Origin of the sequence: Pseudomonas sp. B7(2017) (assembly GCF_002112745.1) — a bacterium.
Classification (GTDB): domain Bacteria; phylum Pseudomonadota; class Gammaproteobacteria; order Pseudomonadales; family Pseudomonadaceae; genus Aquipseudomonas; species Aquipseudomonas ekonensis.
This window is the reverse complement of sequence record NZ_NEIP01000022.1, coordinates 51,369-73,208: the sequence shown is the minus strand read 5'-3', so window position 1 is coordinate 73,208 and position 21,840 is coordinate 51,369. Positions and strand designations below refer to the sequence as shown.

At 65.9% G+C, this 21,840-nt stretch carries 22 protein-coding genes; 13 read left to right on the top strand and 9 right to left on the bottom strand.

Going from position 1 to position 21,840, the window contains the following annotated elements:
* Positions 1-150: 150 nt before the first annotated feature.
* Positions 151-708, bottom strand: a complete 558-nt coding sequence (locus tag CAG29_RS26125; RefSeq protein WP_085629378.1) for a hypoxanthine-guanine phosphoribosyltransferase — start codon at positions 706-708, stop codon at positions 151-153.
* 176 nt (positions 709-884) lie between these two features.
* Here CAG29_RS26125 and upp point away from each other — a divergent pair, with 176 nt between their 5' ends.
* Together upp and CAG29_RS26115 are read left to right on the top strand one after the other, a co-directional pair.
* Positions 885-1,523, top strand: a complete 639-nt coding sequence (gene upp / locus CAG29_RS26120) for a uracil phosphoribosyltransferase (protein ID WP_085584749.1) — start codon at positions 885-887, stop codon at positions 1,521-1,523.
* Positions 1,524-1,525: 2 nt separating this feature from the next.
* Entirely contained in the window at positions 1,526-2,800 is a 1,275-nt protein-coding gene (locus CAG29_RS26115) for a uracil-xanthine permease family protein (protein WP_085584747.1), read from the top strand.
* A 95-nt stretch (positions 2,801-2,895) separates the two neighbouring features.
* Here the strand turns inward: CAG29_RS26115 and hemH are convergent, their stop codons facing one another.
* Both hemH and CAG29_RS26105 read right to left on the bottom strand, forming a co-directional pair.
* Positions 2,896-3,918, bottom strand: coding sequence for a ferrochelatase (gene hemH, locus CAG29_RS26110; protein WP_085584745.1), 1,023 nt, complete (start codon positions 3,916-3,918; stop codon positions 2,896-2,898).
* Positions 3,919-3,931: 13 nt separating this feature from the next.
* Entirely contained in the window at positions 3,932-4,834 is a 903-nt protein-coding gene (locus CAG29_RS26105) for a TIGR01777 family oxidoreductase (protein WP_085695360.1), read from the bottom strand.
* A gap of 198 nt (positions 4,835-5,032) precedes the next feature.
* On the opposite strand from CAG29_RS26105, the gene CAG29_RS26100 reads away from it, so the two are divergent.
* From CAG29_RS26100 to CAG29_RS26055, 10 genes are all read left to right on the top strand, one after another.
* Positions 5,033-6,019 (top strand): NAD(P)/FAD-dependent oxidoreductase, encoded by a 987-nt coding sequence (locus tag CAG29_RS26100; RefSeq protein ID WP_085695359.1) that lies wholly within the window; start codon positions 5,033-5,035, stop codon positions 6,017-6,019.
* 160 nt (positions 6,020-6,179) lie between these two features.
* The gene (locus tag CAG29_RS26095; protein WP_085695358.1) at positions 6,180-7,139 is read left to right on the top strand and encodes a DUF523 and DUF1722 domain-containing protein; all 960 of its coding nucleotides are present in this window, start codon (positions 6,180-6,182) and stop codon (positions 7,137-7,139) included.
* Positions 7,139-8,080 carry a MerR family transcriptional regulator gene (locus CAG29_RS26090; RefSeq protein ID WP_085695357.1) on the top strand — a complete coding sequence of 314 codons (942 nt, stop codon included), beginning with the start codon at positions 7,139-7,141 and terminating at the stop codon, positions 8,078-8,080. Before CAG29_RS26095 ends, CAG29_RS26090 begins: the two co-directional genes overlap by 1 nt.
* Before the next feature lie 20 nt (positions 8,081-8,100).
* Entirely contained in the window at positions 8,101-9,546 is a 1,446-nt protein-coding gene (gene phrB, locus CAG29_RS26085; protein ID WP_085695363.1) for a deoxyribodipyrimidine photo-lyase, read from the top strand.
* A complete protein-coding gene (locus CAG29_RS26080) occupies positions 9,539-9,961 on the top strand; it encodes a nuclear transport factor 2 family protein (protein WP_085584735.1) in 423 nt (140 codons plus the stop codon). The genes phrB and CAG29_RS26080 overlap by 8 nt, the downstream gene beginning before the upstream one ends.
* Positions 9,958-10,743, top strand: coding sequence for an SDR family oxidoreductase (locus CAG29_RS26075; protein WP_085695356.1), 786 nt, complete (start codon positions 9,958-9,960; stop codon positions 10,741-10,743). Before CAG29_RS26080 ends, CAG29_RS26075 begins: the two co-directional genes overlap by 4 nt.
* On the top strand, positions 10,740-11,987 hold the full coding sequence (locus CAG29_RS26070; RefSeq protein ID WP_085629372.1) for an NAD(P)/FAD-dependent oxidoreductase: 1,248 nt from the start codon (positions 10,740-10,742) through the stop codon (positions 11,985-11,987). The genes CAG29_RS26075 and CAG29_RS26070 overlap by 4 nt, the downstream gene beginning before the upstream one ends.
* Positions 11,984-12,796 (top strand): DUF1365 domain-containing protein, encoded by an 813-nt coding sequence (locus CAG29_RS26065; protein ID WP_085584729.1) that lies wholly within the window; start codon positions 11,984-11,986, stop codon positions 12,794-12,796. Before CAG29_RS26070 ends, CAG29_RS26065 begins: the two co-directional genes overlap by 4 nt.
* Entirely contained in the window at positions 12,783-14,054 is a 1,272-nt protein-coding gene (locus CAG29_RS26060; RefSeq protein WP_085695355.1) for a cyclopropane-fatty-acyl-phospholipid synthase family protein, read from the top strand. Before CAG29_RS26065 ends, CAG29_RS26060 begins: the two co-directional genes overlap by 14 nt.
* The gene (locus tag CAG29_RS26055; RefSeq protein ID WP_085584725.1) at positions 14,047-14,550 is read left to right on the top strand and encodes a DUF2878 domain-containing protein; all 504 of its coding nucleotides are present in this window, start codon (positions 14,047-14,049) and stop codon (positions 14,548-14,550) included. The genes CAG29_RS26060 and CAG29_RS26055 overlap by 8 nt, the downstream gene beginning before the upstream one ends.
* Positions 14,551-14,571: 21 nt before the next feature.
* On the opposite strand, the gene CAG29_RS26050 is transcribed toward CAG29_RS26055, so the two are convergent.
* The 6 genes from CAG29_RS26050 to hemA all read right to left on the bottom strand — a co-directional run bounded on the left by CAG29_RS26050 (position 14,572) and on the right by hemA (position 19,929).
* Complete coding sequence (locus CAG29_RS26050) at positions 14,572-15,090, bottom strand: acyloxyacyl hydrolase (protein WP_085695354.1); 519 nt, start codon at positions 15,088-15,090, stop codon at positions 14,572-14,574.
* 109 nt (positions 15,091-15,199) lie between these two features.
* A complete protein-coding gene (gene murI / locus CAG29_RS26045) occupies positions 15,200-15,991 on the bottom strand; it encodes a glutamate racemase (protein WP_085584721.1) in 792 nt (263 codons plus the stop codon).
* A complete protein-coding gene (locus CAG29_RS26040) occupies positions 15,984-16,739 on the bottom strand; it encodes a molybdopterin-synthase adenylyltransferase MoeB (protein WP_085584719.1) in 756 nt (251 codons plus the stop codon). Before CAG29_RS26040 ends, murI begins: the two co-directional genes overlap by 8 nt.
* A complete protein-coding gene (prmC, locus tag CAG29_RS26035) occupies positions 16,733-17,563 on the bottom strand; it encodes a peptide chain release factor N(5)-glutamine methyltransferase (protein ID WP_085584717.1) in 831 nt (276 codons plus the stop codon). Before prmC ends, CAG29_RS26040 begins: the two co-directional genes overlap by 7 nt.
* The gene (gene prfA / locus CAG29_RS26030) at positions 17,564-18,646 is read right to left on the bottom strand and encodes a peptide chain release factor 1 (RefSeq protein ID WP_085641033.1); all 1,083 of its coding nucleotides are present in this window, start codon (positions 18,644-18,646) and stop codon (positions 17,564-17,566) included.
* Complete coding sequence (gene hemA, locus CAG29_RS26025; protein ID WP_085584713.1) at positions 18,643-19,929, bottom strand: glutamyl-tRNA reductase; 1,287 nt, start codon at positions 19,927-19,929, stop codon at positions 18,643-18,645. The genes prfA and hemA overlap by 4 nt, the downstream gene beginning before the upstream one ends.
* Positions 19,930-20,112: 183 nt before the next feature.
* Between hemA and CAG29_RS26020 the strand changes: the two genes are divergently transcribed.
* Positions 20,113-21,837, top strand: coding sequence for a tetratricopeptide repeat protein (locus tag CAG29_RS26020; protein WP_085584711.1), 1,725 nt, complete (start codon positions 20,113-20,115; stop codon positions 21,835-21,837).
* Positions 21,838-21,840 lie beyond the last annotated feature (3 nt).

Below are 21,840 nucleotides of genomic sequence, written 5' to 3'. Positions count from 1 at the left end.
GCAAACTGGCCCGGATCGTATTCGCCCTGCTCAAAGGACAAAGCGAATATGAACCGAAAGCAGGCTGAGGGCTTTGCCTCAACCATAGAATCTCCCACAGGGATGTGGGAACGGGCTTGCCCGCTCCCACAGGGTAAGGCTGCGGCGGGATTACATGCCTTTGACGGCGAAGATCCCGTTGGCGTTGCGCCAGTAGCCCTTGTAGTCCATGCCGTAGCCGAAGATGTAGCGGTCGACGCAGGGCAGGCCCACGAAGTCGGCCTTCAGGTCAGGCCGCGCCTTGCGGTCGTGATCCTTGTCGATCAGCACGGCAGTGTGCACCTGACGGGCGCCGGCGTGCTTGCAGAAGTCGATGATCGCGCCCAGGGTGTGGCCCTCGTCGAGGATGTCGTCGATGATCAGCACGTCGCGGTCGATGAACGAGACTTCCGGCTTGGCCTTCCAGAACAGGTCGCCGCCGGTGGTTTCGTTGCGGTAGCGGGTCGCGTGAAGGTAGGACGACTCCAGCGGGAACTGCAGGTGGGTCAGCAGCTTGCCGGAGAAGATCAGGCCGCCGTTCATCACACAGAACACCACCGGATTGCGGTCTGCCAGTTGCTCGTTGATTTGCGCACCGACGCGGGCGATGGCCGCCTCGACTTCAGCTTCGGTGTACAGGCAGTCAGCCTCTCGCATGATTTGACGGATATGCTCGAGATCAGCGGACATGGCGCTCTCCAGGGGGACTTTATAGGGGGGGCTAGTTTGGAAAAGCGGGCAAAGGTACGCATCCCGAACGGCCGAATCAAGCTTTTGTGGACTAACGTACTGTATGTCCTATAGGACATCACTCTCGGATAGATTAATCTAGGCCGGTTTTTTTGCCCGCCGCCGGAGCCTTTCCCATGCCCATCCTCGAGATCCGCCATCCGCTGATCCGCCACAAGCTCGGCCTCATGCGCCGCGCCGACATCAGCACCAAGAATTTCCGCGAGCTCGCTCAGGAAGTCGGCGCCCTGTTGACCTATGAAGCCACCAAAGACCTGCCCCTGGAGACCTATGACATCCCAGGCTGGTGCGGCACCGTGTCGGTCGAGAAGATCGCCGGCAAGAAGATCACCGTCGTGCCGATCCTGCGCGCCGGCATCGGCATGCTCGAAGGCGTACTGAGCCTGATCCCGGGCGCCAAGGTCAGCGCCGTGGGCGTGGCCCGCAACGAAGAGACGCTGCAGGCCCACACCTACCTTGAGAAACTCGTCCCGGAGATCGACGAGCGCCTGGCGATGATCATCGACCCGATGCTCGCCACCGGCAGCTCCATGGTCGCCACCATCGACCTGCTGAAGAAAGCAGGCTGCAAGGACATCCGCGCCATGGTGCTGGTGGCTGCGCCCGAAGGCATCGCCGCAGTCGAGCAGGCTCACCCGGACGTGACCATCTATACCGCTTCCATCGACCAGAAACTGAACGAACACGGTTACATCATCCCAGGGCTTGGCGATGCCGGTGACAAGATCTTCGGCACCAAGCAGAAGGACGCGTGACCATGCAGGACGAGTTCAACGATCCGCTCTGGCGCCAGGTGCTGTCCGGCGCGCAGATGCTGTTCGTGGCCTTCGGCGCCCTGGTGCTGATGCCGCTGATCACCGGGCTTGACCCGAACGTGGCGCTGTTCACCGCAGGCCTCGGCACCATCCTCTTCCAAATCGTCACCGGGCGTCAGGTGCCGGTGTTCCTGGCCTCGAGCTTCGCCTTCATCACCCCGATCATTCTCGCCAAGGGCCAGTTCGGCCTGGCCGCGACCATGGGCGGCGTGATGGCGGCCGGTTTCGTCTACACCTTCCTCGGCCTGGCCGTGAAGATCAAGGGCACCGGGTTCATCGACCGCCTGCTGCCGCCGGTGGTGATCGGCCCCGTGATCATCTCCATCGGCCTGGCCATGGCGCCTATCGCCGCGAACATGGCGATGGGCAAGGCCGGCGACGGCTCCGAACTGATCCACTACCAGACCGCAATGATGATCTCGATGCCGGCACTGCTGACCACGCTGATCGTGGCGGTGTTCGGCAAAGGCATTTTCCGCCTGGTGCCGATCATCTCCGGCGTGCTGGTGGGCTTTGCGCTGTCGTTCTGGTTCGGCGTGGTCGACACCGCGAAGATCGCCGCGGCCCCGTGGTTCGCCCTGCCGAACTTCACCGCACCGGAGTTCAACTGGCAGGCGATCCTGTTCATCGTCCCGGTGGCCCTGGCCCCGGCCATCGAGCACATCGGCGGCGTGATCGCGGTGGGCAGCGTGACCGGCCGCGACTACCTGAAGAAGCCGGGCCTGCACCGCACCCTGTTCGGTGACGGCATCGCCACCACGGCGGCCGGCCTGTTCGGCGGCCCGCCCAACACCACCTACGCCGAAGTCACTGGCGCGGTGATGCTGACCAAGAACTACAACCCGAAAATCATGACCTGGGCGGCGATCTTCGCCATCAGCCTGGCGTTCATCGGCAAGTTCGGCGCGTTGCTGCAGAGCATTCCGGTGCCGGTGATGGGCGGGATCCTGTGCCTGCTGTTCGGCTCGATCGCGGCGGTGGGGATGAACACCCTGATCCGCCACAAGATCGACCTGGGCGAGGCGCGCAACCTGGTGATCGTGTCCGTGACCCTGGTGTTCGGCATCGGCGGCGTACTGATCGGCACCGGCAACGGCCCGGACGACTTCGGCCTCAAAGGCATCGCGCTGTGCGCGGTGGTGGCGATTGCGCTGAACCTGATCCTGCCGGGCAACGACAGCTGGAAGCACAAGAAGGCGGATGAGCCGCTGCTCTAAGGCTTCGGCCTGAAAGAAAACCATCGCCAGCAGGCGGGCTCCCACAGCAGGTGTTCAGTGAACCTCTGTGGAAGCCAGCCTGCTGGCGATGTCGTTTAAAGCGCCAGCGGCGCCCGTTCGCAGAGGGTCGCCAGCGCCTTCGCCCACTGTTCCTCGTCATTGAGGCACGGCACCAGCACCAACTCTTCCCCGCCCGCCTCAAGGAACTGCTCCTTGCCGCGGTCGCCGATCTCCTCCAGCGTTTCGATGCAATCGGCCACGAACGCCGGGCACATCACCAGCACCTTCTTCACGCCGTTCTTGGCCAGCTCGTCCAGCCGCGCTTCGGTGTAGGGTTCGATCCACTTCGCGCGCCCCAGCCGCGACTGGAACGAGACCGACCACTTGCCGTCCGGGATGCCCATGCGCTTGGCGAACTCGGCCGCGGTGCGCAGGCACTGGCCGCGGTAACAGGTGGCGACCACCTCCGGCGGCGCCCCGGCGCAGCAGTCGCCGCCGCCTTCGAAACGGTGGCCCGGGTTGAGCTTCTTCAGGTGCCGTTCCGGCAAGCCATGGAAACTCAGCAGCAAGTGGTCGTAATCCTGCTGCAGGTGCGGCCGGGCGCTGGCCACCAGCGCGTCGAGGTATTCCGGCTGATCGTAGAACGGCTGCAGCACCGACAACTGCACGTCGAGGCGCTTCTCGCGCAGCACGCGTCGGGCCTCTTCGATCACCGTGGTGGTGGTGCTGTCGGCGAACTGCGGATACAGCGGCGCCAATGTGATGCGCTTGTGCCCCGCGGCCACCAGCCTGACCAGCGCCGACTCGATGGACGGCTCGCCGTAACGCATCGCCAGCTCCACCGGACCATGGGTCCACTGCTGGGTCATCTGCTGCTGCAGGCGGCGGCTGAGCACCACCAGCGGCGAGCCTTCGTCCCACCAGATCGAGGCATAGGCGTGGGCCGACTGCTCGGGGCGCTTGACCAGGATCAGCGACACCAGCAGACGCCGCACCGGCCAAGGCAGGTCGATCACGTAGGGATCCATCAGAAACTGATTGAGGTAGCGGCGCACGTCGGCCACCGAGGTGGAGGCCGGCGAACCCAGGTTGACCAGAAGCAAGGCGTGATCGGTCATGCAACATCCTATTTCAGAGGCGGCGGGCGATATCGTCCAGGGCCGCGCGTAAATCCGTGAACCGGAAAGTGAATCCTGCTTCCAGCAAGCGTGCCGGCATGGCTTTCTGGCCGCCGAGCAGCAGTTGCGACAGCTCGCCGAGGCCGACCTTCAGCGCCAGGGCCGGCATCGGCATGAACGCCGGGCGGTGCAGCGCTTGGCCCAAGGTCTTGGCGAACTCGCGGTTGCGCACCGGTTTCGGCGCGCAGGCATTATAAGGACCGTTGGCCCCGTTGAGGTGCAGAAGAAAATCAATCAGGGCGATTTGATCGTCGACATGAATCCACGGCATCCACTGCCGGCCGTTGCCCAGCGGCCCGCCCAGCCCGAGCCTGAACGGCAGCAGCAGGCGCGACAAAAAGCCGCCCTCGGCCGACAGCACCAGCCCCGTGCGCACCAGCACCACCCGGATGCCCAGGCCCTCGGCCCGTTGCGCGGTCTCTTCCCAGGCGACGCACAACTGACTGGCGAAATCATCGATCACCGGCGAAGCGGTTTCGTTCAGTTCCCGCTCGCCGCCGTCGCCGTACCAGCCCACCGCCGAGCCCGAAATCAGCAGCGACGGTTTCTGCGCACGGGTCTCAAGCCAAGCCAGCAAGGATTCGGTCAGCGTGATGCGGCTGCTCCACAGCAAGGCCTTGCGCCGGTGCGTCCAGGGCCGGTCGGCAATGGGCGCACCGGCGAGGTTGACGATGGCGTCCAGCGGGCCGTCATCCACGTCCTGCAACCGCGCAATGCCGCGCACCTGCGCGCCGCACAGCTTGGCGACCTGTTCCGGGCGGCGGCTCCATACGGTCAACCGATGTCCCTGCTGCAGCCAGTGCCGACAGAGCTCGCGCCCGATCAAACCAGTACCGCCGGTCAGCAATATGTGCATGACATCTTCCTCGCGTGGCGTTTATCCCGGATCACTAGTCTATTTTTATAGGCAGGGATCTTTTCTATCGGGCGGGCTCTATTGTTTAACAATAGGCCAAGCTGTCAGAACGAAAGCGCTGGAAGTTATACCAGAAATCAAAATTGTACAGCTTTTCAAGCACGGCGTAGTCTGTACAGAAAGGTAAACGAGGCCCCTATGACTGTACCTATCGCAATCATCGGCACCGGCATCGCCGGACTCTCCGCCGCCCAGGCCCTGACGGACGCCGGGCACAGCGTCCAGCTGTTCGACAAGAGCCGCGGCAGCGGCGGGCGCATGTCGAGCAAGCGCAGCGACGCCGGCGCGCTGGACATGGGGGCCCAATACTTCACCGCCCGCGACCGGCGCTTCGTCACCGAAGTGCAGCGCTGGCAGAGCAACGGCTGGGTCGCCGAATGGGCGCCGCAGCTCTACACCTTCCACGGCGGGCAACTGAACCTGTCGCCGGACGAGCAGACCCGCTGGGTCGGCACGCCGCGCATGAGCGCCATCACCCGCGGCCTGCTCGAAGGCCTGGAGGTGCATTTCGCCTGCCGCATCACCGAGGTCTACCGCGGCGAAGAACACTGGCACCTGCAGGATGCCGAAGGCTTCACCCACGGGCCGTTCAGCCATGTGGTGATCGCCACGCCAGCCCCGCAGGCCACGGCGCTGCTGGCCGCCGCGCCGAAACTCGCCGGGGCCGCCGCCGGGGTGAAGATGGAACCGACCTGGGCCGTGGCCCTGGCCTTCGAGACACCGCTGGATACCCCCATCGAAGGCTGCTTCGTCCAGGACAGCGCCCTCGACTGGCTGGCGCGCAACCGCAGCAAGCCGGGACGCGACACCACACTCGACACCTGGGTGCTGCACGCCAGCAGTGCCTGGAGCCGGCAGCACATCGACCTGCCCAAGGAAGCGGTGATCGAACACCTGCACGGCGCGTTCGCCGAACTGCTGCACAGCGCCATGCCCGCACCGGCCTTCAGCCTCGCCCACCGCTGGCTCTATGCCCGTCCGGCGACCAGCCATGAATGGGGCACCCTGGCCGACGCCGACCTGGGCCTGTACGCCTGCGGCGACTGGTGCCTGTCCGGACGCGTCGAAGGTGCCTGGCTCAGCGGCCAGGAAGCGGCGCGCAGGCTGCACGCGCACTTGCAGTAGCCTGATCTGCGCTGACTGCGGGCAGGCTCGCTCCCGCAGGCATGCCCCGTCTGCCGCAAAAACTATACAAACCGTTTGACTTGTACACCTTTGAATCTATGCTGAGGGCAATGCTGTACAGAACTTAAATTCTGTACAAGGCCGAATTCAAGGTGTCGTCATGTCTGACCTTCTCCTCTGCGCCCCCAAAATCGCTGTCAGCGCCTGCCTGATGGGGGCCGAAGTGCGCTACAACGGCGGCCACAAGGCATCGCGGTTGTGCACCGAAACCCTCAGCGAATACTTCGAGTTCGTCCCAGTGTGCCCAGAAGTGGCGATCGGCCTGGGCACGCCCCGGGAGCCGATCCGGCTGGTCGGTGATCCGGACAAGCCGCAAGCCGTCGGCACCGTCGACCGCCGGCTCGACGTCACCCAGGATCTGGCCGATTACGGACAGGCCATGGCCGCAAGGCTGGACGATATCTGCGGCTATATCTTCATGCAGCAATCGCCGTCCTGCGGGCTGGAGCGGGTCAAGGTCTATCACGACAACGGTGCGCCGGTCGGCGGCGGCCGCGGGATCTACGCCCAGGCTTTCTGCGCCGGGCGCCCGGACTTGCCGGTGGAGGAAGCCGGACGCCTGAACGATCCGGTGCTGCGGGAAAACTTCATCACGCGGGTATTCGCCTACCGCGACTGGCAGAACGTGCTTGCGCAGGGCCTGAGCCGCCGGGCGCTCACCGACTTCCACTCGCGCTACAAGTATCTGCTGATGGCCCACAGCCCTGTCCACTACAAGGCGCTCGGCCATCTGCTGGGCAGCATGGGCCACAGCGATCCGGCAACGATCGCGCCCCGCTACTTCAGCGAACTGATGGCCGCCCTGAAGAAATGCGCCACCCGCCGCACCCACAGCAATGTGCTGCAGCACATCAGCGGCTACCTGAAGCAGGCGATCAGCGCAGCGGACAAACAGGAAATGCAGCAGGTCATCGGCCAGTACCGCCACGGCATCGTGCCGCTGGTGGTGCCGCTGACGCTGCTCAAGCACCACTTCCGACGCCATCCGGATCCCTACATCGCGCAGCAGGTGTACCTGCAGCCGCACCCCGAAAACCTGAGCCTGCGAAACGCCATTTGATGAACGCCACACCCGACACCAGTGCCCGGGAAGACCTGGGCGCGGATTTCAAGAAAGCCCTGGACGACGGCTGGCTGCCGATCCGCGAGGTGGCGCGCCAGACCGGGGTCAACGCCGTGACCTTGCGCGCTTGGGAGCGCCGCTACGGTCTGGTGGTGCCGCAGCGCACCCCCAAAGGGCACCGTCTGTACTCGGCCGAGCACGTACAGCGCATCCGGGCGATCCTCACCTGGCTCGACCGCGGCGTCGCGGTGAGCCAGGTCAAGCCGCTGCTCGACACTCCGCAAGCGTTCAACGAAACGGCGGCCAGCGACTGGCAGCCGCAGTTGCAGAACCTGCTGACCGCCGTGGCGCACCTGAACGAACGCAGCCTCGACGACGGTTTCAACCAGGCCATGGCCCTGTACCCGCCGCGCACGTTATCCGAACAGTTGCTGATGCCGTTGCTGGCGACGCTTGAACAGCGCTGGCAGGGCCAGTTCGGCAGCGAGATGGAGCGGGTGTTCTTTTATTCCTGGCTGCGCAGCAAATTCGGCGCACGCATCTACCATAACAACCGCCAGTTGCGCACGGCGCCACTGTTGCTGGTCAATCAGTCGGAGCTGCCGCTGGAGCCGCGCCTGTGGCTCTGCGCCTGGCTGATCAGCGGCAGCGACTGTCCGGTTCAGGTGTTCGACTGGCCGTTGCCGCCCGCAGAGCTGGCGATGGCGGCCGAACAGATGCACGCGCGGGGCGTCCTGCTGTACTCCAGCAAGGCCCTGAACCTGGCGCAGTTGACCAAGCTGTTGAGCGGGGTCGGCTGCCCGACAATGATCGCCGGAGCGACGGTGCGCATCCACCACACCGAGCTGTCCGGCAAAGCGTTCGAACACATTGAACTGTCCCTGGCCGAAGACCCCTTGTCGGCCCACCAGGGACTCCTTCAGTGCGGATTGATCTGATGAGGTTGGAACAAGGCACCATGCAATTGATCTGGCTGCGCAGCGACCTGCGCCGACACGACAACACCGCCCTCGCCGCAGCCGCCGGCCGGGGGCCGACCGTGGCCGTGTACCTGTTGAGCCCCGAGCAATGGCAGATCCATGACGATGCCGCCTGCAAGGTCGATTTCTGGCTGCGCAACCTGCGTGAATTGAGCACGGCCCTGGGCGAACTGAACATTCCGCTGCTGATCCGCACGGCTGCGCGCTGGGACCGGGCGCCCGAGGTGCTGCTCGACCTGTGCCGGCAGTTGCGGATCGAGGCCGTGCATGTGAACGAGGAGTACGGCCTCCACGAAAGCCGCCGGGACGCCGACGTCGCCCAGGCCCTGCATGCCGAAGGCATCACGTTCACCAGCCATCTCGACCAATTGCTGTTCAAGCCCGGCAGTGTGCTGACCAAAACCGGCGGCTACTTTCAGGTGTTCAGCCAGTTCCGCAAGGTGTGCCATGAACGCCTGCACCGCTCGGTGCCGTCATTGGTGAAGGCGCCGGGCAAGCAGGCACCGCTGGCGATCGCCAGCGATCCGGTGCCCGAGACCGTCGCGGGGTTTACGCCCCCCAGCCAATCCCTGCGCGCCTTCTGGCCGGCCGGCGAGGCCGAAGCCCAGCGGCGCCTCGACACCTTTGCCGACGCGCAGATCGACTATTACCAGAGCGAACGCGACTTCCCCGCCAAGCCCGGCACCAGCCAGTTGTCCGCGTACTTGGCCGCCGGCGTCCTGTCGCCGCGCCAATGCCTGCACGCCGCCCTGCAAAGCAACCAGGGCGAATTCGAAAGCGGCAAGGCCGGCGCCGTCACCTGGATCAACGAACTGCTGTGGCGCGAGTTCTACAAGCACATCCTGGTGGGCTACCCACGGGTTTCCCGCCATCGCGCCTTCCGCCCGGAAACCGAAGCCCTGCCGTGGCGCGATGCACCAGAGGATCTGGCGGCCTGGCAACAGGCCCGCACGGGCCTGCCGATCATCGACGCGGCCATGCGCCAATTGCTGGAGACCGGCTGGATGCACAACCGCCTGCGCATGGTGGTGGCGATGTTCCTGACCAAAAACCTGCTGATCGACTGGCGCGAGGGCGAGCGCTTCTTCATGCGCCACCTCATCGACGGCGACCTGGCGGCGAACAACGGCGGCTGGCAGTGGAGCGCCTCGACCGGCACCGATGCGGCGCCCTACTTCCGCATTTTCAATCCGCTGAGCCAGTCGGAGAAATTCGACGGCGAAGGCGTGTTCATCAAACACTGGCTGCCGCAATTGGCCGGGCTGAACAAAAAGGACGTGCACAACCCGGCGGCCATCGGCGGCCTGTTCGGCGTGGCGGACTACCCGGCGCCGATCGTCAACCTGGGCACCTCACGGGAACGGGCGTTGGCGGCCTTCAAGAACCTGCCGTCCCGTTCGTCTACAGGAGAGGGCCATGAGTGAGTTCCTGCGCCGCTTCGCCCATCGGTTCGCCGAACTGGACAAGGACAACCTGCACCGCCTCGGCGAGCTGTACAGTGACGACATCCATTTCACCGATCCGCTGCACGAAGTGCAGGGACTGGCGCAATTGCGTGAATTGTTCGGCGAAATGTATGCCAATGTCAGCGAACTGCGCTTCGACTTTCACGGCTTCGACCAGATCGGCGACTGCGAGGGCTATCTGCGCTGGGTCATGACCTACCGCCATCCGCGCCTGGCCCGCGGGCGGCCGATCCGGGTCGGCGGCTGCTCGCACTTGCTCTGGCGCGACAAGGTTTACCGCCACCGCGACTATTTCGATGCCGGGGCGCTACTTTATGAACATCTACCCGTATTGGGCCGGGCGATCGCCTGGCTGAAAAGGAGAATGGGATGAATCGTCGCACGCTTCAGCGGCGGTATTGGCTGACCGGTGCCAGCAGCGGCATCGGTGCGGCATTGGCCGAGGAGATTCTTAAGACCGGGGCGCATGTGGCGGTCAGCGCCCGCCAGACCGCACCGCTCAAGGTGTTGGCGCAACGCTATCCGGGCCAGGTGCTGGTGGTGCCGGGCGACCTGACGAACAGCCAGACCGTGCGGGAAATTGGCGAGCGGATCGCCGGAGAATGGGGCTCGCTGGACACGGTGATCCTCAACGCCGGCACCTGCGAATACGTCGATGCCCATCAGTTCGACGCCTCGATCGTCGAACACGTGGTGCGCACCAACCTGCTCGCCACCAGTTACTGCATCGAAGCCGCCCTGCCCCTGCTGCGCAAGGGCAGGGCGCCGCACCTGGTCGGCATGGCCAGCTCGGTCACCTACCTGCCGCTGCCCAGGGCGGAGGCCTATGGCGCCTCGAAGGCCGGCCTGCGCTACCTGTTCGAATCGCTGCGCATCGACCTGGCGGACGAAGGCATCGAAGTCACTGTCGTCAGCCCGGGCTTCGTCGATACGCCCCTGACTGCACAAAACGACTTTCCGATGCCGTTGAGCTGGCCGGCGGACAAGGCCGCCCGGCACATCTTCGCCAGCCTGCGGAACCGCCCGCTGGAGATCGCGTTCCCGGCGCCGTTCATGGCGGCGCTGTGGCCGCTGTCGAAGCTGCCGGCGCGGGCGCAACTGGCGATCGGCAAGCGCATGGTGCGCAGCACGCCGCCGCTCAAGGACGCCACGTGAACATCGCCGTCGTCGGCAGCGGCATCGCGGGCCTGACCTGCGCTTACCTGCTTGCGCGACGGCACGACGTCACCCTGTTCGAGGCCGCCGACCGCATCGGCGGCCACACGCACACGGCCCAGGTGACGGTCGGGGGGCGCGAGTACGCGGTGGACACCGGCTTCATCGTGTTCAACGACAGGACGTACCCGAACTTCATGCACATCCTCGGGCAACTGGGCGTGCGCTTCCGGCCCACCGAAATGAGCTTTTCGGTGACCGACCCGGACACCGGCCTCGAATACAACGGCAACAACCTCGACAGCCTGTTCGCCCAGCGCCGCAACCTCCTGTCGCCGGGGTTCTGGGGCATGCTGCGCGACATCCTGCGCTTCAACCGGAGCGCCCGGCGCGACCTGGCCGAACGACGGATCGCCGCCGACACCACCCTGGACGACTACCTGAAGGCCGGCGGCTACGGCGAACGCTTCATCCTGCATTACATCGTGCCGATGGGGGCGGCGATCTGGTCGATGCCCATGGCCGGGATGCTCAGGTTTCCGTTGCGGTTCTTCGTGCGGTTCTTCGAGAACCACGGCTTGTTGTCCGTCAGCGACCGCCCGCAATGGCAGGTGATCGAAGGCGGCTCAAGCGCCTACCTTGCACCGCTGAGCGCTGCGTTCCGGGACAGGATCCGCCTGGGCTGCCCGGTCGAGCGGGTGGTCCGCGACGGGCGCGGCGTCGATATCCACAGCCCCGCCGGCCGCGAACGCTTCGACAAAGTGGTGCTGGCCTGCCACAGCGACCAGGCGCTGAGCCTGCTCGACCGCCCCAGTTCCGCCGAACAGGCAGTGCTCGGCGCCCTGCCCTACGCCGACAACGAAGTGGTGCTGCACACCGACATCCGACTGCTGCCCACCCGCAAACGGGCCCGGGCCAGCTGGAACGTGCGCCTGGGCGGCGCCGGCGATGCCTTGCCGGCGGTCACCTACGACATGAACATCCTGCAGGGCATCCAGAGCGACACCACGTTTTGCGTCAGCCTCAACCAGAGTGCCGGCATCACGCCCGCCAGCATCCTCGGCCGCTACCTCTATGCGCATCCGCAGTTCAGCCTGGCGGCGGTGGCGGCCCAGGCACGCTGGACCGAACTCGATGGCCGGCAACACACCCACTACTGCGGCGCCTACTGGGCCAACGGCTTTCATGAAGACGGCGTGGCCAGTGCCTTGCGGGTGGCGGCCGCGTTCGGGGAACGGCTGTGAACAGCGCCCTGTACAGCGGCTGGATCACGCACCGGCGGTTCGCCCCCTGCCGCCATGCGTTCCGCTACCGGATCGGCTTGCTGTACTTGGATCTGACCGAGCAAGAGACCGTGCTCGGGCTCTCGCCGCTGGCGGGGCGCAGCCGTTTCGCCCCGTTCTCGTTCCGCGAGCGCGATTACCTCAAGGCGTTTTCCCAGCCCGGCGAACGCCTGAGCGACGCCGTGCGCCGCCAGGTCGGCCTCGCCATCGGCCATGAGCCTCAAGGCGCGATCCACTTGCTGACCCAGCCCCGAAGCTTCGGCCTGGCGTTCAACCCGGTGAGTTTCTTCTATTGCCACGAACCCTGCGGCCGGTTGGCGGCGATTCTCTGTGAGGTCAGCAATACGCCGTGGCGCGAGCGCTACCACTACGTGCTGCCGGCCCGGTCGGACGACCCGCCGGACAGTCACCGGCATTTCACGGTGGCCAAGGCGTTCCATGTGTCGCCGTTCCTGCCGCCGGACCTTGAGTACCGCATGAGCTTCAGCCCCGTCGGCGAGGCCCTCGGTGTGCACATGGCCGACTGGCAGGACGGCCGCAAGCTGTTCGACGCCACCCTCGACCTGCACCGCGAAACGCTCGACCGCCACAGCCTGCACCGCCACCTGCGGCGGTTCCCGTGGATGACCGGCAAGACCGCCGTGACGATCTACTGGCAGGCCCTGCGCCTGCTGCTCAAGCGTGCGCCGCTGTTCACCCATCACGCCGCCGACGGTCATATGCGCACGGCCACCCTCCCTGCCGAGGAACACCGCCATGAAGTCCCCTAGCGTTTCGGCCAGGGCCGGCCTGCTCTGCGTCCATGGGCTGAGCGGTTCCCTGCTGCGCCGAGGCGTGCTGCGCCAGCTGGCGCGGATCAGGCACGGGCAACTGGTGCTGGTCGAGGACGGTCGTCACCAGACTTTCGGCGCCGCCGGCAGCGGGCCGACCGGCGAGATCCACGTGCACGATGCAGCGGTCTGGGGCATGGTCGCGGCCAACGGCTCGATCGGTTCCGGCGAGGCCTACATTCAAGGTTACTGGAGCTCGCCCGACCTGACGGCCGTGGTGAGGGTGTTCGTCAGCAACCTCGACGTGCTCGACGGCATGGAGCGCGGAATGGCGCTGCTCGGACGCCCGTTCATCCGCACCCTGCACTGGCTCAACCGCAACACGCACAAGGGATCGCAAAGGAACATCGCCGCCCACTACGACCTGGGCAACGACCTGTTCGAGCAATTCCTCGATCCGACCATGATGTATTCGGCGGCGCAGTTCCTGCACCCCGACGACAGCCTGGAACAGGCGCAACTGAACAAGCTGGAGCGGATCTGCCAGAAGCTCGCGCTCACGCCCGGCGACCATCTGCTGGAGATCGGCACCGGCTGGGGCAGCATGGCGCTGTATGCCGCGCAGCGCTACGGCTGCCGGGTGACCACCACGACGCTGTCCAAGGCGCAGTACGCGTTCACCGCCGCGCGCATCGAACGCCTTGGCCTGCAGGATCGGGTGACCTTGCTGCTCAAGGACTACCGCGACCTCACAGGGCAGTACGACAAGCTGGTGTCGATCGAGATGATCGAGGCGGTCGGCCACCGCTTCCTGCCGACTTACTTCAAGCAGTGCGCGCACCTGCTCAAAAGCAACGGCCTGATGCTGCTGCAGGCGATCACCATCCGCGAACAGCGCTACGAGCAGGCCAGGCGCGGGGTGGATTTCATCCAGCGCTACATCTTTCCCGGCGGCGCCCTGCCCTGCGTGCAGAAGATGCTCGAGATCGTCAGCCGCGACACCGACATGAACCTGCTGCACATGGAAGACTTCGGCCTGCACTACGCCCGCACGCTGCGCCTGTGGCACGAGAACTTCCGCCGCGCCCGGGGGCCTCTGGCCGAACTGGGCTACGACGACGGCTTTCTGCGGATGTGGGAGTTCTACCTGTGCTACTGCGAGGGCGGCTTCCTGGAGCGCACCATCGGCACCGCCCAGTTGCTGCTGGCCAAACCGGCGGCCATGCCGGCGCCGCTGTTGGGACGCTTCGATGCCTGAACGCCTGGCCAACGCCGTCCTGTTCCAGATCGGCTGGCTGGCCTGCGTGCTCGGCGGCAACAGCCTGTGGCTGCTGCTGGCGCTGGCGGTGCTGGTGATCCACCTGCGCTGGATCAGCAGCTGGGCGGCGGAAGGCCGGCTGATCCTCTGCGTGGTGATCGTCGGCACCGCCGTGGACAGCGTGCTGCGGGGATCGGGGGTGTTCGAGTTCCCGGATCCGTCGCCGCTGATCCCGCTGTGGCTGATGCTGCTGTGGGCGCTGCTGGGCACCACGCTGCGCCATTGCCTGCGATGGAGCGCCCGGCCGTGGTGGCGGGCGAGCCTGCTCGGCGCGGCGGGCGGTGCGTTGTCGTATGGCGCCGGCGGGCAACTGTCCGGCGTAGGGTTCGCCTATGGGCAATGGCCGACCCTGATCGGCATCGGCCTGCTGTGGGCGCTGCTGTTCCCGCTGCTGCACGGAATGGCCCGGCGCCTTGACGGCGCCGGCGCCCCCTGATCGGCTGCTGTGCTCGGGAACCTACAGCGGCATCGTGTAATGCAGCGAGTAGCTCTCTACCCCGTCGTTGCTGCTGGCAAGGCCGGCGTTGGAGTAGTGCGTCGCGCGGATCCCGACCTCATGCCCGCCGTTGAAGCGCAGGCCGAAACCGAAGCGATCCTCGAACTGGAAGGCGCCGCCGATGTTGTTGTCCTCGTACTTGGTGTTGGAGAACACCGCGACGCCGATCCCCGCCTCGACATACGGCTTGACCGACTGGCCGGCGAACTCATAGACGAACACCGGCGAGAACGACAGGCTGTTGTTGCTGGAGGTCTTGTCGCCTTCCCAATAGGTGTAGGCGCCGCTCCAGTAGCCGGTCAGGCGACCGACATCGCTCTGCAGCCAACTCTTGTCCCAGTCGAAGTTCATGCCCAGGCGATAGGTCATGGTCGAATCGCTGGTCGCCCCGACCCCGAACTCGACGCCGGCGGCTTGTGCGGTAAAACTGTGCCCCATCAGTGCAGCCGCAATCGCGGCCAAGCATAATAGTCGCTTCACTTGAAACATCCTTTTCCGAACGGTCGTATGGTTGTTATGTGACTCAACGCTATAGAAGTCCGCGCTTAAACTGAAGTTCAGCTTATTTTTCGGTTATTACACAGATTTCTTACAAACCCAAGCTTTGCACATCGTCAGACGTTTGCCCCAGCAATGGCAGGACTGTTCTGAAGGCCTGCGGATCGCCGCTGGTCCAGAACCGCGCCGGCCGGCTCGGCCCCTCGGCGAGCGCGCCGCGTTCGGCCAACAGCCGCTGGAGTTGCCGGGCCACGGCGGCGCCGGTGTCGATGAGGCTGATGTCCGCGGGGAGCAAGGTCGCGAGCATCGGCTTGAGGAACGGATAATGGGTGCAGCCGAGGATGATCGTATCGCAGCCGGCGGCCAGCAGTGGCTCGACGTAGCCGTGCAGCATCCGGCGCAGCGCGTCGCTGTGCAGGTCGCCGCCTTCGATCAGCTCCACCAGGCCCGGGCAGGGCTGGGTGATGACCTTCACGTCCGTGGCGAAGCGGTCGAGCAGTGCGGCGAACTTGGCGCTGGCCAGGGTGCCGGTGGTGGCCAGCACACCGACCACGCCGCTGCGGGTGGCGGCGGCGGCCGGCTTGACGGCGGGCTCCATGCCGACGATCGGCCAGTCGGGGAAGTCCCGCCGCAGGTCGGCCACGGCGGCCACGGTGGCGGTGTTGCAGGCGAGCACCAACGCCTTGGCGCCCTGCTCGCGGAAGAAGGCGGCCATCAGGGCGCAACGCTGACGGATGAATTCCGGGGTTTTCTCGCCGTAGGGAATGTGGCCGCAATCGGCGAAGTACAGGATCGATTCGCCGGGCAGCAGACGCTGGATCTCCGCCAGCACCGACAAGCCGCCGACGCCGGAGTCGAACACCGCGACCGGGGCCTCACGCATGCGGCGCACCGCACACGCTGCAGCCCGGATCGCGCTTGACCCGCAGCTCACGGAACCGCGAACCCAGCGCATCGATCAACAGCAGCCGCCCCACCAGCGGTTCGCCGAACCCCGCCAGCAGCTTCATGGCCTCCAGCGCCTGAAGGCTGCCGACCAGGCCCACCAGCGGCCCGACCACGCCGGCCTCGCTGCAGGTCAGTTCGGCTTCGCTGCCGTGCCCGTAGAGGCAGTGGTAGCAGGGGCTTTCGGCCCGGCGCGGGTCGAACACCGACAGCTGTCCTTCGAGGCGGATCGCCGCGCCGCTGACCAGCGGCTTGCGGGCCGCCACGCAAGCGGCGTTGACCGCCTCTCGGGTGGAGAAGTTGTCGGAGCAGTCGAGCACCAGATCCACCGCCGCCACCGCTGCGGCGAGGGAATCCTCGTCCAGGGCCTGGCGGTGCGGCACGAGGCGGATCTCGGGGTTGATCGCCCCCAGCCGCTTGAGCGCCGAGTCGACCTTGGTCATGCCGACGCTGTCGGTGTCGTGGATGATCTGGCGTTGCAGGTTGGTCAGGTCGACCGTGTCGAAGTCCGCCAGGTGCAGCTCGCCGACACCCGCCGCCGCCAGATACAGGGCCACCGGCGCGCCGAGCCCGCCGAGGCCGACGATCAATGCCCGGCTGTCCTTGAGCCGCAGCTGGCCGTCGATGTCGACGTGCTGCAGCAGGATCTGCCGGCTGTAGCGCAACAATTCCTGATCATTCAGCACGGCAGGCGCCCCAGGCTGATCCGTTGGTGGCCGCCCAGGTCGGTGCGGCTGTGGACGTCTTCGAAACCGCGGGTCAGCAGCAGGTCGCGCACGGCCTCGGCCTGATCATAGCCGTGCTCGAGCATCAGCCAGCCACCGGCCTCCAGATGCTGCGGCGCCTGGGCGACGATCAGGCGCAGGTCGTCGAGCCCGTCGGCGCCGGCCACCAGCGCGCTGGCCGGCTCGAAGCGCACATCGCCTTCGGCCAGGTGCGGGTCGGCGGCGCGGATGTACGGCGGGTTGCTGATGATCAGCCCGAAGCGCTGGCCTTGCAGCGAACTGAACCAATGGCTGCTCAGCACCTTGGCGTTGCTCAGGTTCAGGCGCTGGCGGTTGCGCTCGGCCAGGGCCACGGCCTCCGGCACGCGGTCCACGGCGGTGACCTGCCAGGCCGGGCGCTCGCTGGCCAGGGCCAGGGCGATGGCGCCGGTGCCGGTGCCGAGGTCGAGGACGCTGGCCGGGGTCGCCGGCAGCAATTCGAGGGCGGCCTCCACCAGCAGCTCGGTGTCCGGGCGCGGGATCAGGGTGTGCGGCGCCACTTCCAGGTCGAGTTTCCAGAACCCTTGCTGACCGAGGATGTAGGCCACCGGCTCGCCGCTGCGGCGGCGTTGCAGGTATTCGGTGAACACCAGCACCACCTCGCTCGGCACGATGCGCTCGGGCCAGGTGTGCAGGAAACTGCGCGGCTTGCCCAGGGCGGCGGCCAGCAGCAGCTCGGCGTCCAGGCGCGCAGTGGGCGAGTCGGGCAGTTCGGCGGCGCGCAACAGGCTGGCGATGATGGTCATTTATTCACCTATCGCTGCGAGCTGGTCGGCCTGGTATTCGGCCAACAGGGGTTCGATCACCGCTTCGACGCCGCCGGCGAGGATCTCGTCGAGGGAATACAGGGTCAGGTTGACGCGGTGGTCGGTGACCCGGCCCTGGGCGAAGTTGTAGGTGCGGATGCGCTCGGAACGGTCGCCGGAACCCACCAGCAGCTTGCGCTCGCTGGCGATGGCGCTGGCGGCGGCGGCGGTCTGCTGGTCGTTGAGCTTGGCCGACAGCCAGGCCATCGCCCGCGCGCGGTTCTTGTGCTGGGAGCGTTCTTCCTGGCATTCGACCACAATGCCGGTCGGCAAGTGGGTGATGCGGATCGCCGAGTCGGTCTTGTTCACGTGCTGACCGCCGGCCCCGGAGGAACGGTAGGTGTCCACGCGCAGATCCGCCGGGTTGATCTCGATCGCTTCCTGCTCGTCCGGCTCCGGCAGCACCGCCACGGTGCAGGCCGAGGTGTGGATGCGGCCCTGGGATTCGGTGGCCGGCACGCGCTGCACGCGGTGGGCGCCGGACTCGAACTTCAGCTTGCCGTAGACGTTGTCGCCTTCGACCCGGGCAATGACTTCTTTGTAGCCGCCGTGCTCGCCCTCGTTCTCCGAGAGGATCTCCACGCGCCAGCCGCGCTTCTCGGCATAGCGCGAGTACATGCGGAACAGGTCGCCGGAGAAGATCGCCGCTTCGTCGCCGCCGGTGCCGGCACGGATCTCCAGGAACACGTTGCGTCCGTCGTTCGGATCCTTGGGCAGCAGCATGCGCTGCAGGTCGGCCTCAAGAACCACCAGTCGCTCCTTGGCTTCGCGGACTTCTTCCACGGCCATTTCGCGCAGGTCCGGGTCGCTGTCCTTGAGCAGCGCCTGGGCGCCTTCGAGGTCGCCTTGCACGCTGAGCAGCTTCTTGTAGGCCTCGACGACCGGCTCGACTTCCGCGTATTCCTTCGAATAGGTGCGGAACTTGGCCTGATCGGAAATGACTTCGGCGTCGCCCAGCAGCGCCGTCAGTTCCTCGAAACGTTCCTGGAGAGTCTCCAACTTATTGAGCAGTGACGCTTTCATTGCGGTTTTTTATCCGAAAAGCTATCCGGTGAGCCCTCAAGGGCAAAGAGTTCCTGGGCCATGGCCAGCGCATCGACGCGGCCTTCGGCAGAAAGCTTTTTCAACTGCACGCTCGGCGCGTGCAGGAGTTTGTTGGTCAGGCCCCGGGCCAGCTGGCCCAGCACGTCTTCGGCGTTGCCGCCGTTGGCCAGCGAGCGCAAGGCCTTCTGCAGCTCTTCGTCGCGCAGGCGCTCGCTCTGTTGACGATAGGCCTTGAGCACGTCGACCGCCGCCAGTTCACGCAGGCGCGCCATGAAATCGTCGGCGCCGACCGAGACCATCTCCTCGGCGGCCTGGGCAGCGCCCTGGCGGCTCTTGAGGTTCTCGGCGACCACTTCGTGCAGGTCGTCGACGCTGTAGAGATAGACGTCGTCCAGCTCGCCCACTTCCGGCTCGATGTCCCGGGGCACGGCGATGTCGACCATGAAGATCGGCTTGTGCTTGCGCTGCTTCAGCGCGCTTTCCACCGCGCCCTTGCCCAGGATCGGCAACTGGCTGGCGGTGGAACTGATGACGATGTCGCTGCGCACCAGCTCCGCCGGGATGTCCGACAGCAGCACCGCGTGGGCGCCGAACTGCTCGGCCAGCAGGCTGGCGCGCTCCAGGGTGCGGTTGGCCACGACGATGCGCTTGACCCCCAGCTCGTGCAGGTGGCGGGCGACCAGGGTGATGGTCTCGCCGGCGCCGATCAGCAAGGCCTGGCTGCGCTGCAGGTCGCTGAAGATCTGCTTGGCCAGGCTGACGGCGGCAAAGGCCACGGAGACCGGGTTCTCACCGATGGCGGTGTCGGTGCGCACCTGCTTGGCGGCATTGAACGTCGCCTGGAACAGGCGCCCCAGCAGCGGGCCGATGGTGCCGGCCTCGCGGGCCACAGCGTAGGCCGACTTCATCTGGCCCAGGATCTGCGGCTCGCCCAGCACCAGCGAGTCGAGCCCGGAGGCGACGCGCATCATGTGACGAACGGCCGCATCGTCTTCATGCACGTAGGCGCTGGCGCGCAGCTCGTCGAAGCTCAATTGGTGGTATTCGGCCAACCAGCGCAGCACGATCTCCGCCGACAGGTGATCCTGTTCTATATAGAGTTCGCTGCGGTTGCAGGTGGAGAGGATCGCCGCTTCGCGGCTGTCGGTGAGCCGGCAGAGCTGCTGCAGGGCCTCGACCAGCTGCTCAGGGGTAAAGGCCACGCGCTCGCGGACGTCTACTGAAGCAGTCTTGTGGTTGATACCGAGTGCGAGGAAGGCCATTCAAGGTCGCTGATGGTGACGTGAAGCCGGCAATTGTCCTACTTCGAAAGATCCAGAACAACTACCGCCGACTATTGTCTCCATTGCCGGCCCCTATAATGGCCACAATCGAGACTCGGTTATGTTTGGCCGAAGGCTTGTGTCATGATGATCCGACCGCAGGTTAGTCGCCACTTCCCCCATATGAATAGATCTTCCGCGTTGTTCCTCGCTATTGCCTTCCTCAGCGGCTGCCAGTCCCTGGCCCCCGTTTCGACGGACGGCACCCCGCCGGTCGAAGACACGGCCCCGGCGCCCGAAAAGGCCAAGGTCTACAGCTCGTTCAGCGAGGAAACCGTCTTCAGCCTGTTGAGCGCCGAACTCGCCGGCCAGCGCAACCGGTTCGACATCGCCCTGGACAACTACGTGACCCAGGCCATCAACACCCAGGATCCGGGCGTCTCCGAGCGGGCGTTCCGCATCGCCGAGTACCTGGGCGCGGACCAGCCGGCCCTCGACACCGCCCTGATCTGGGCGAAGAACGCCCCGGACGACCTTGAGGCGCAGCGTGCCGCCGCCGTGCAGCTGGCGCGGGCCGGGCGCTATGACGACTCGATGGTCTACATGGAGAAAGTCCTGCAGGGCAAGGGCGACACCCATTTCGACTTCCTGGCGCTGTCGGCCGCCGACACCGACCAGGAAACCCGCAACGGCCTGATGAAAAGCTTCGACCGGCTGCTGCAGCGTCACCCGCACAACAACCAGCTGATCTTCGGCAAGGCCTTGCTGCTGCAGCAGGACGGCGACAACAAAGGCGCGCTGACCCTGCTGGAGGACAATCCGCCGGAGGACGGCGAAATCGCCCCGATCCTGCTGCGCGCGCGTCTGCTGCAAGGCATGAACCGCGGCGACGAGGCCCTGCCGCTGCTGCAGAAGAGCATCCGCAAATACCCGGACGACAAGCGCCTGCGCCTGACCTACGCGCGGATGCTGGTCGAGCAGGACCGGATGGACGACGCCAAGGCCGAGTTCTCCTCCCTCGTGCAGCAATACCCCGAAGACGACGAACTGCGCTATTCACTGGCGCTGGTGTGCCTGGAGGCCAAGGCCTGGGAAGAGGCCAAGGGCTACCTGGAAGACCTGATCGCCCGGGAAAGCCATGTCGATTCGGCGCACCTGAACCTGGGCCGCATCGCCGAGGAACGCAACGACCCGCAAGGCGCCCTGATCGAGTACGCCCAGGTCGGCCCGGGCAACGACTACCTGCCGGCGCAGCTGCGCCAGGCCGACATCCTGATGAACAACGGCAAGACCGCCGAAGCCCTGAGCAAACTGGCCGTCCAGCGCGACGAACAGCCGGACTACGCGATCCAGCTGTACCTGATCGAGGCCGAGACCTTGTCCGCCAACAACCAGGGCGACAAGGCCTGGAAAACCCTGCAGCAAGCCCTGCAGCAGTATCCGGACGACCTCAATCTGCTTTACACCCGCGCCATGCAGGCGGAAAAGCGCAATGACCTGGCGCAGATGGAAAAGGACCTGCGCCTGATCATCAAGCGCGACCCGGACAACGCCATGGCGCTCAACGCCCTGGGCTACACCCTGTCCGACCGCACCACCCGCTACGCCGAAGCCAAGACCCTGATCGAACAGGCGCACCAGCTCAACCCGGAAGACCCGGCGGTGCTCGACAGCCTCGGCTGGGTCAACTTCCGCCTGGGCAACCTCGACGAAGCCGAGCGCTACCTGCGCCAGGCGCTGGAGCGTTTCCCCGACCACGAAGTGGCCGCGCACCTGGGCGAGGTGCTGTGGACCAAGGGCAACCAGCGCGAAGCCAAGCAGATCTGGGGCAAGTTCCTCAAGGATCAGCCCGACAGCACCATCCTGCGCAGCACCATCAAGCGCCTGACCGGATCCGAGACCCTATAACCC

Bases quoted from the DNA above. Each gene is read 5' to 3' on its own strand.
- CAG29_RS26020 (WP_085584711.1), top strand. From the start codon at position 20,113: ATGAATAGATCTTCCGCGTTGTTCCTCGCTATTGCCTTCCTCAGCGGC.
- prmC (WP_085584717.1), bottom strand. From the start codon at position 17,563: ATGACCATCATCGCCAGCCTGTTGCGCGCCGCCGAACTGCCCGACTCG.
- CAG29_RS26060 (WP_085695355.1), top strand. From the start codon at position 12,783: ATGAAGTCCCCTAGCGTTTCGGCCAGGGCCGGCCTGCTCTGCGTCCAT.
- CAG29_RS26055 (WP_085584725.1), top strand. From the start codon at position 14,047: ATGCCTGAACGCCTGGCCAACGCCGTCCTGTTCCAGATCGGCTGGCTG.
- upp (WP_085584749.1), top strand. From the start codon at position 885: ATGCCCATCCTCGAGATCCGCCATCCGCTGATCCGCCACAAGCTCGGC.
- CAG29_RS26125 (WP_085629378.1), bottom strand. From the start codon at position 708: ATGTCCGCTGATCTCGAGCATATCCGTCAAATCATGCGAGAGGCTGAC.
- CAG29_RS26075 (WP_085695356.1), top strand. From the start codon at position 9,958: ATGAATCGTCGCACGCTTCAGCGGCGGTATTGGCTGACCGGTGCCAGC.
- prfA (WP_085641033.1), bottom strand. From the start codon at position 18,646: ATGAAAGCGTCACTGCTCAATAAGTTGGAGACTCTCCAGGAACGTTTC.
- CAG29_RS26115 (WP_085584747.1), top strand. From the start codon at position 1,526: ATGCAGGACGAGTTCAACGATCCGCTCTGGCGCCAGGTGCTGTCCGGC.
- CAG29_RS26095 (WP_085695358.1), top strand. From the start codon at position 6,180: ATGTCTGACCTTCTCCTCTGCGCCCCCAAAATCGCTGTCAGCGCCTGC.
- CAG29_RS26100 (WP_085695359.1), top strand. From the start codon at position 5,033: ATGACTGTACCTATCGCAATCATCGGCACCGGCATCGCCGGACTCTCC.
- hemA (WP_085584713.1), bottom strand. From the start codon at position 19,929: ATGGCCTTCCTCGCACTCGGTATCAACCACAAGACTGCTTCAGTAGAC.
- phrB (WP_085695363.1), top strand. From the start codon at position 8,101: ATGCAATTGATCTGGCTGCGCAGCGACCTGCGCCGACACGACAACACC.
- murI (WP_085584721.1), bottom strand. From the start codon at position 15,991: ATGCGTGAGGCCCCGGTCGCGGTGTTCGACTCCGGCGTCGGCGGCTTG.
- CAG29_RS26090 (WP_085695357.1), top strand. From the start codon at position 7,139: ATGAACGCCACACCCGACACCAGTGCCCGGGAAGACCTGGGCGCGGAT.
- hemH (WP_085584745.1), bottom strand. From the start codon at position 3,918: ATGACCGATCACGCCTTGCTTCTGGTCAACCTGGGTTCGCCGGCCTCC.
- CAG29_RS26080 (WP_085584735.1), top strand. From the start codon at position 9,539: ATGAGTGAGTTCCTGCGCCGCTTCGCCCATCGGTTCGCCGAACTGGAC.
- CAG29_RS26105 (WP_085695360.1), bottom strand. From the start codon at position 4,834: ATGCACATATTGCTGACCGGCGGTACTGGTTTGATCGGGCGCGAGCTC.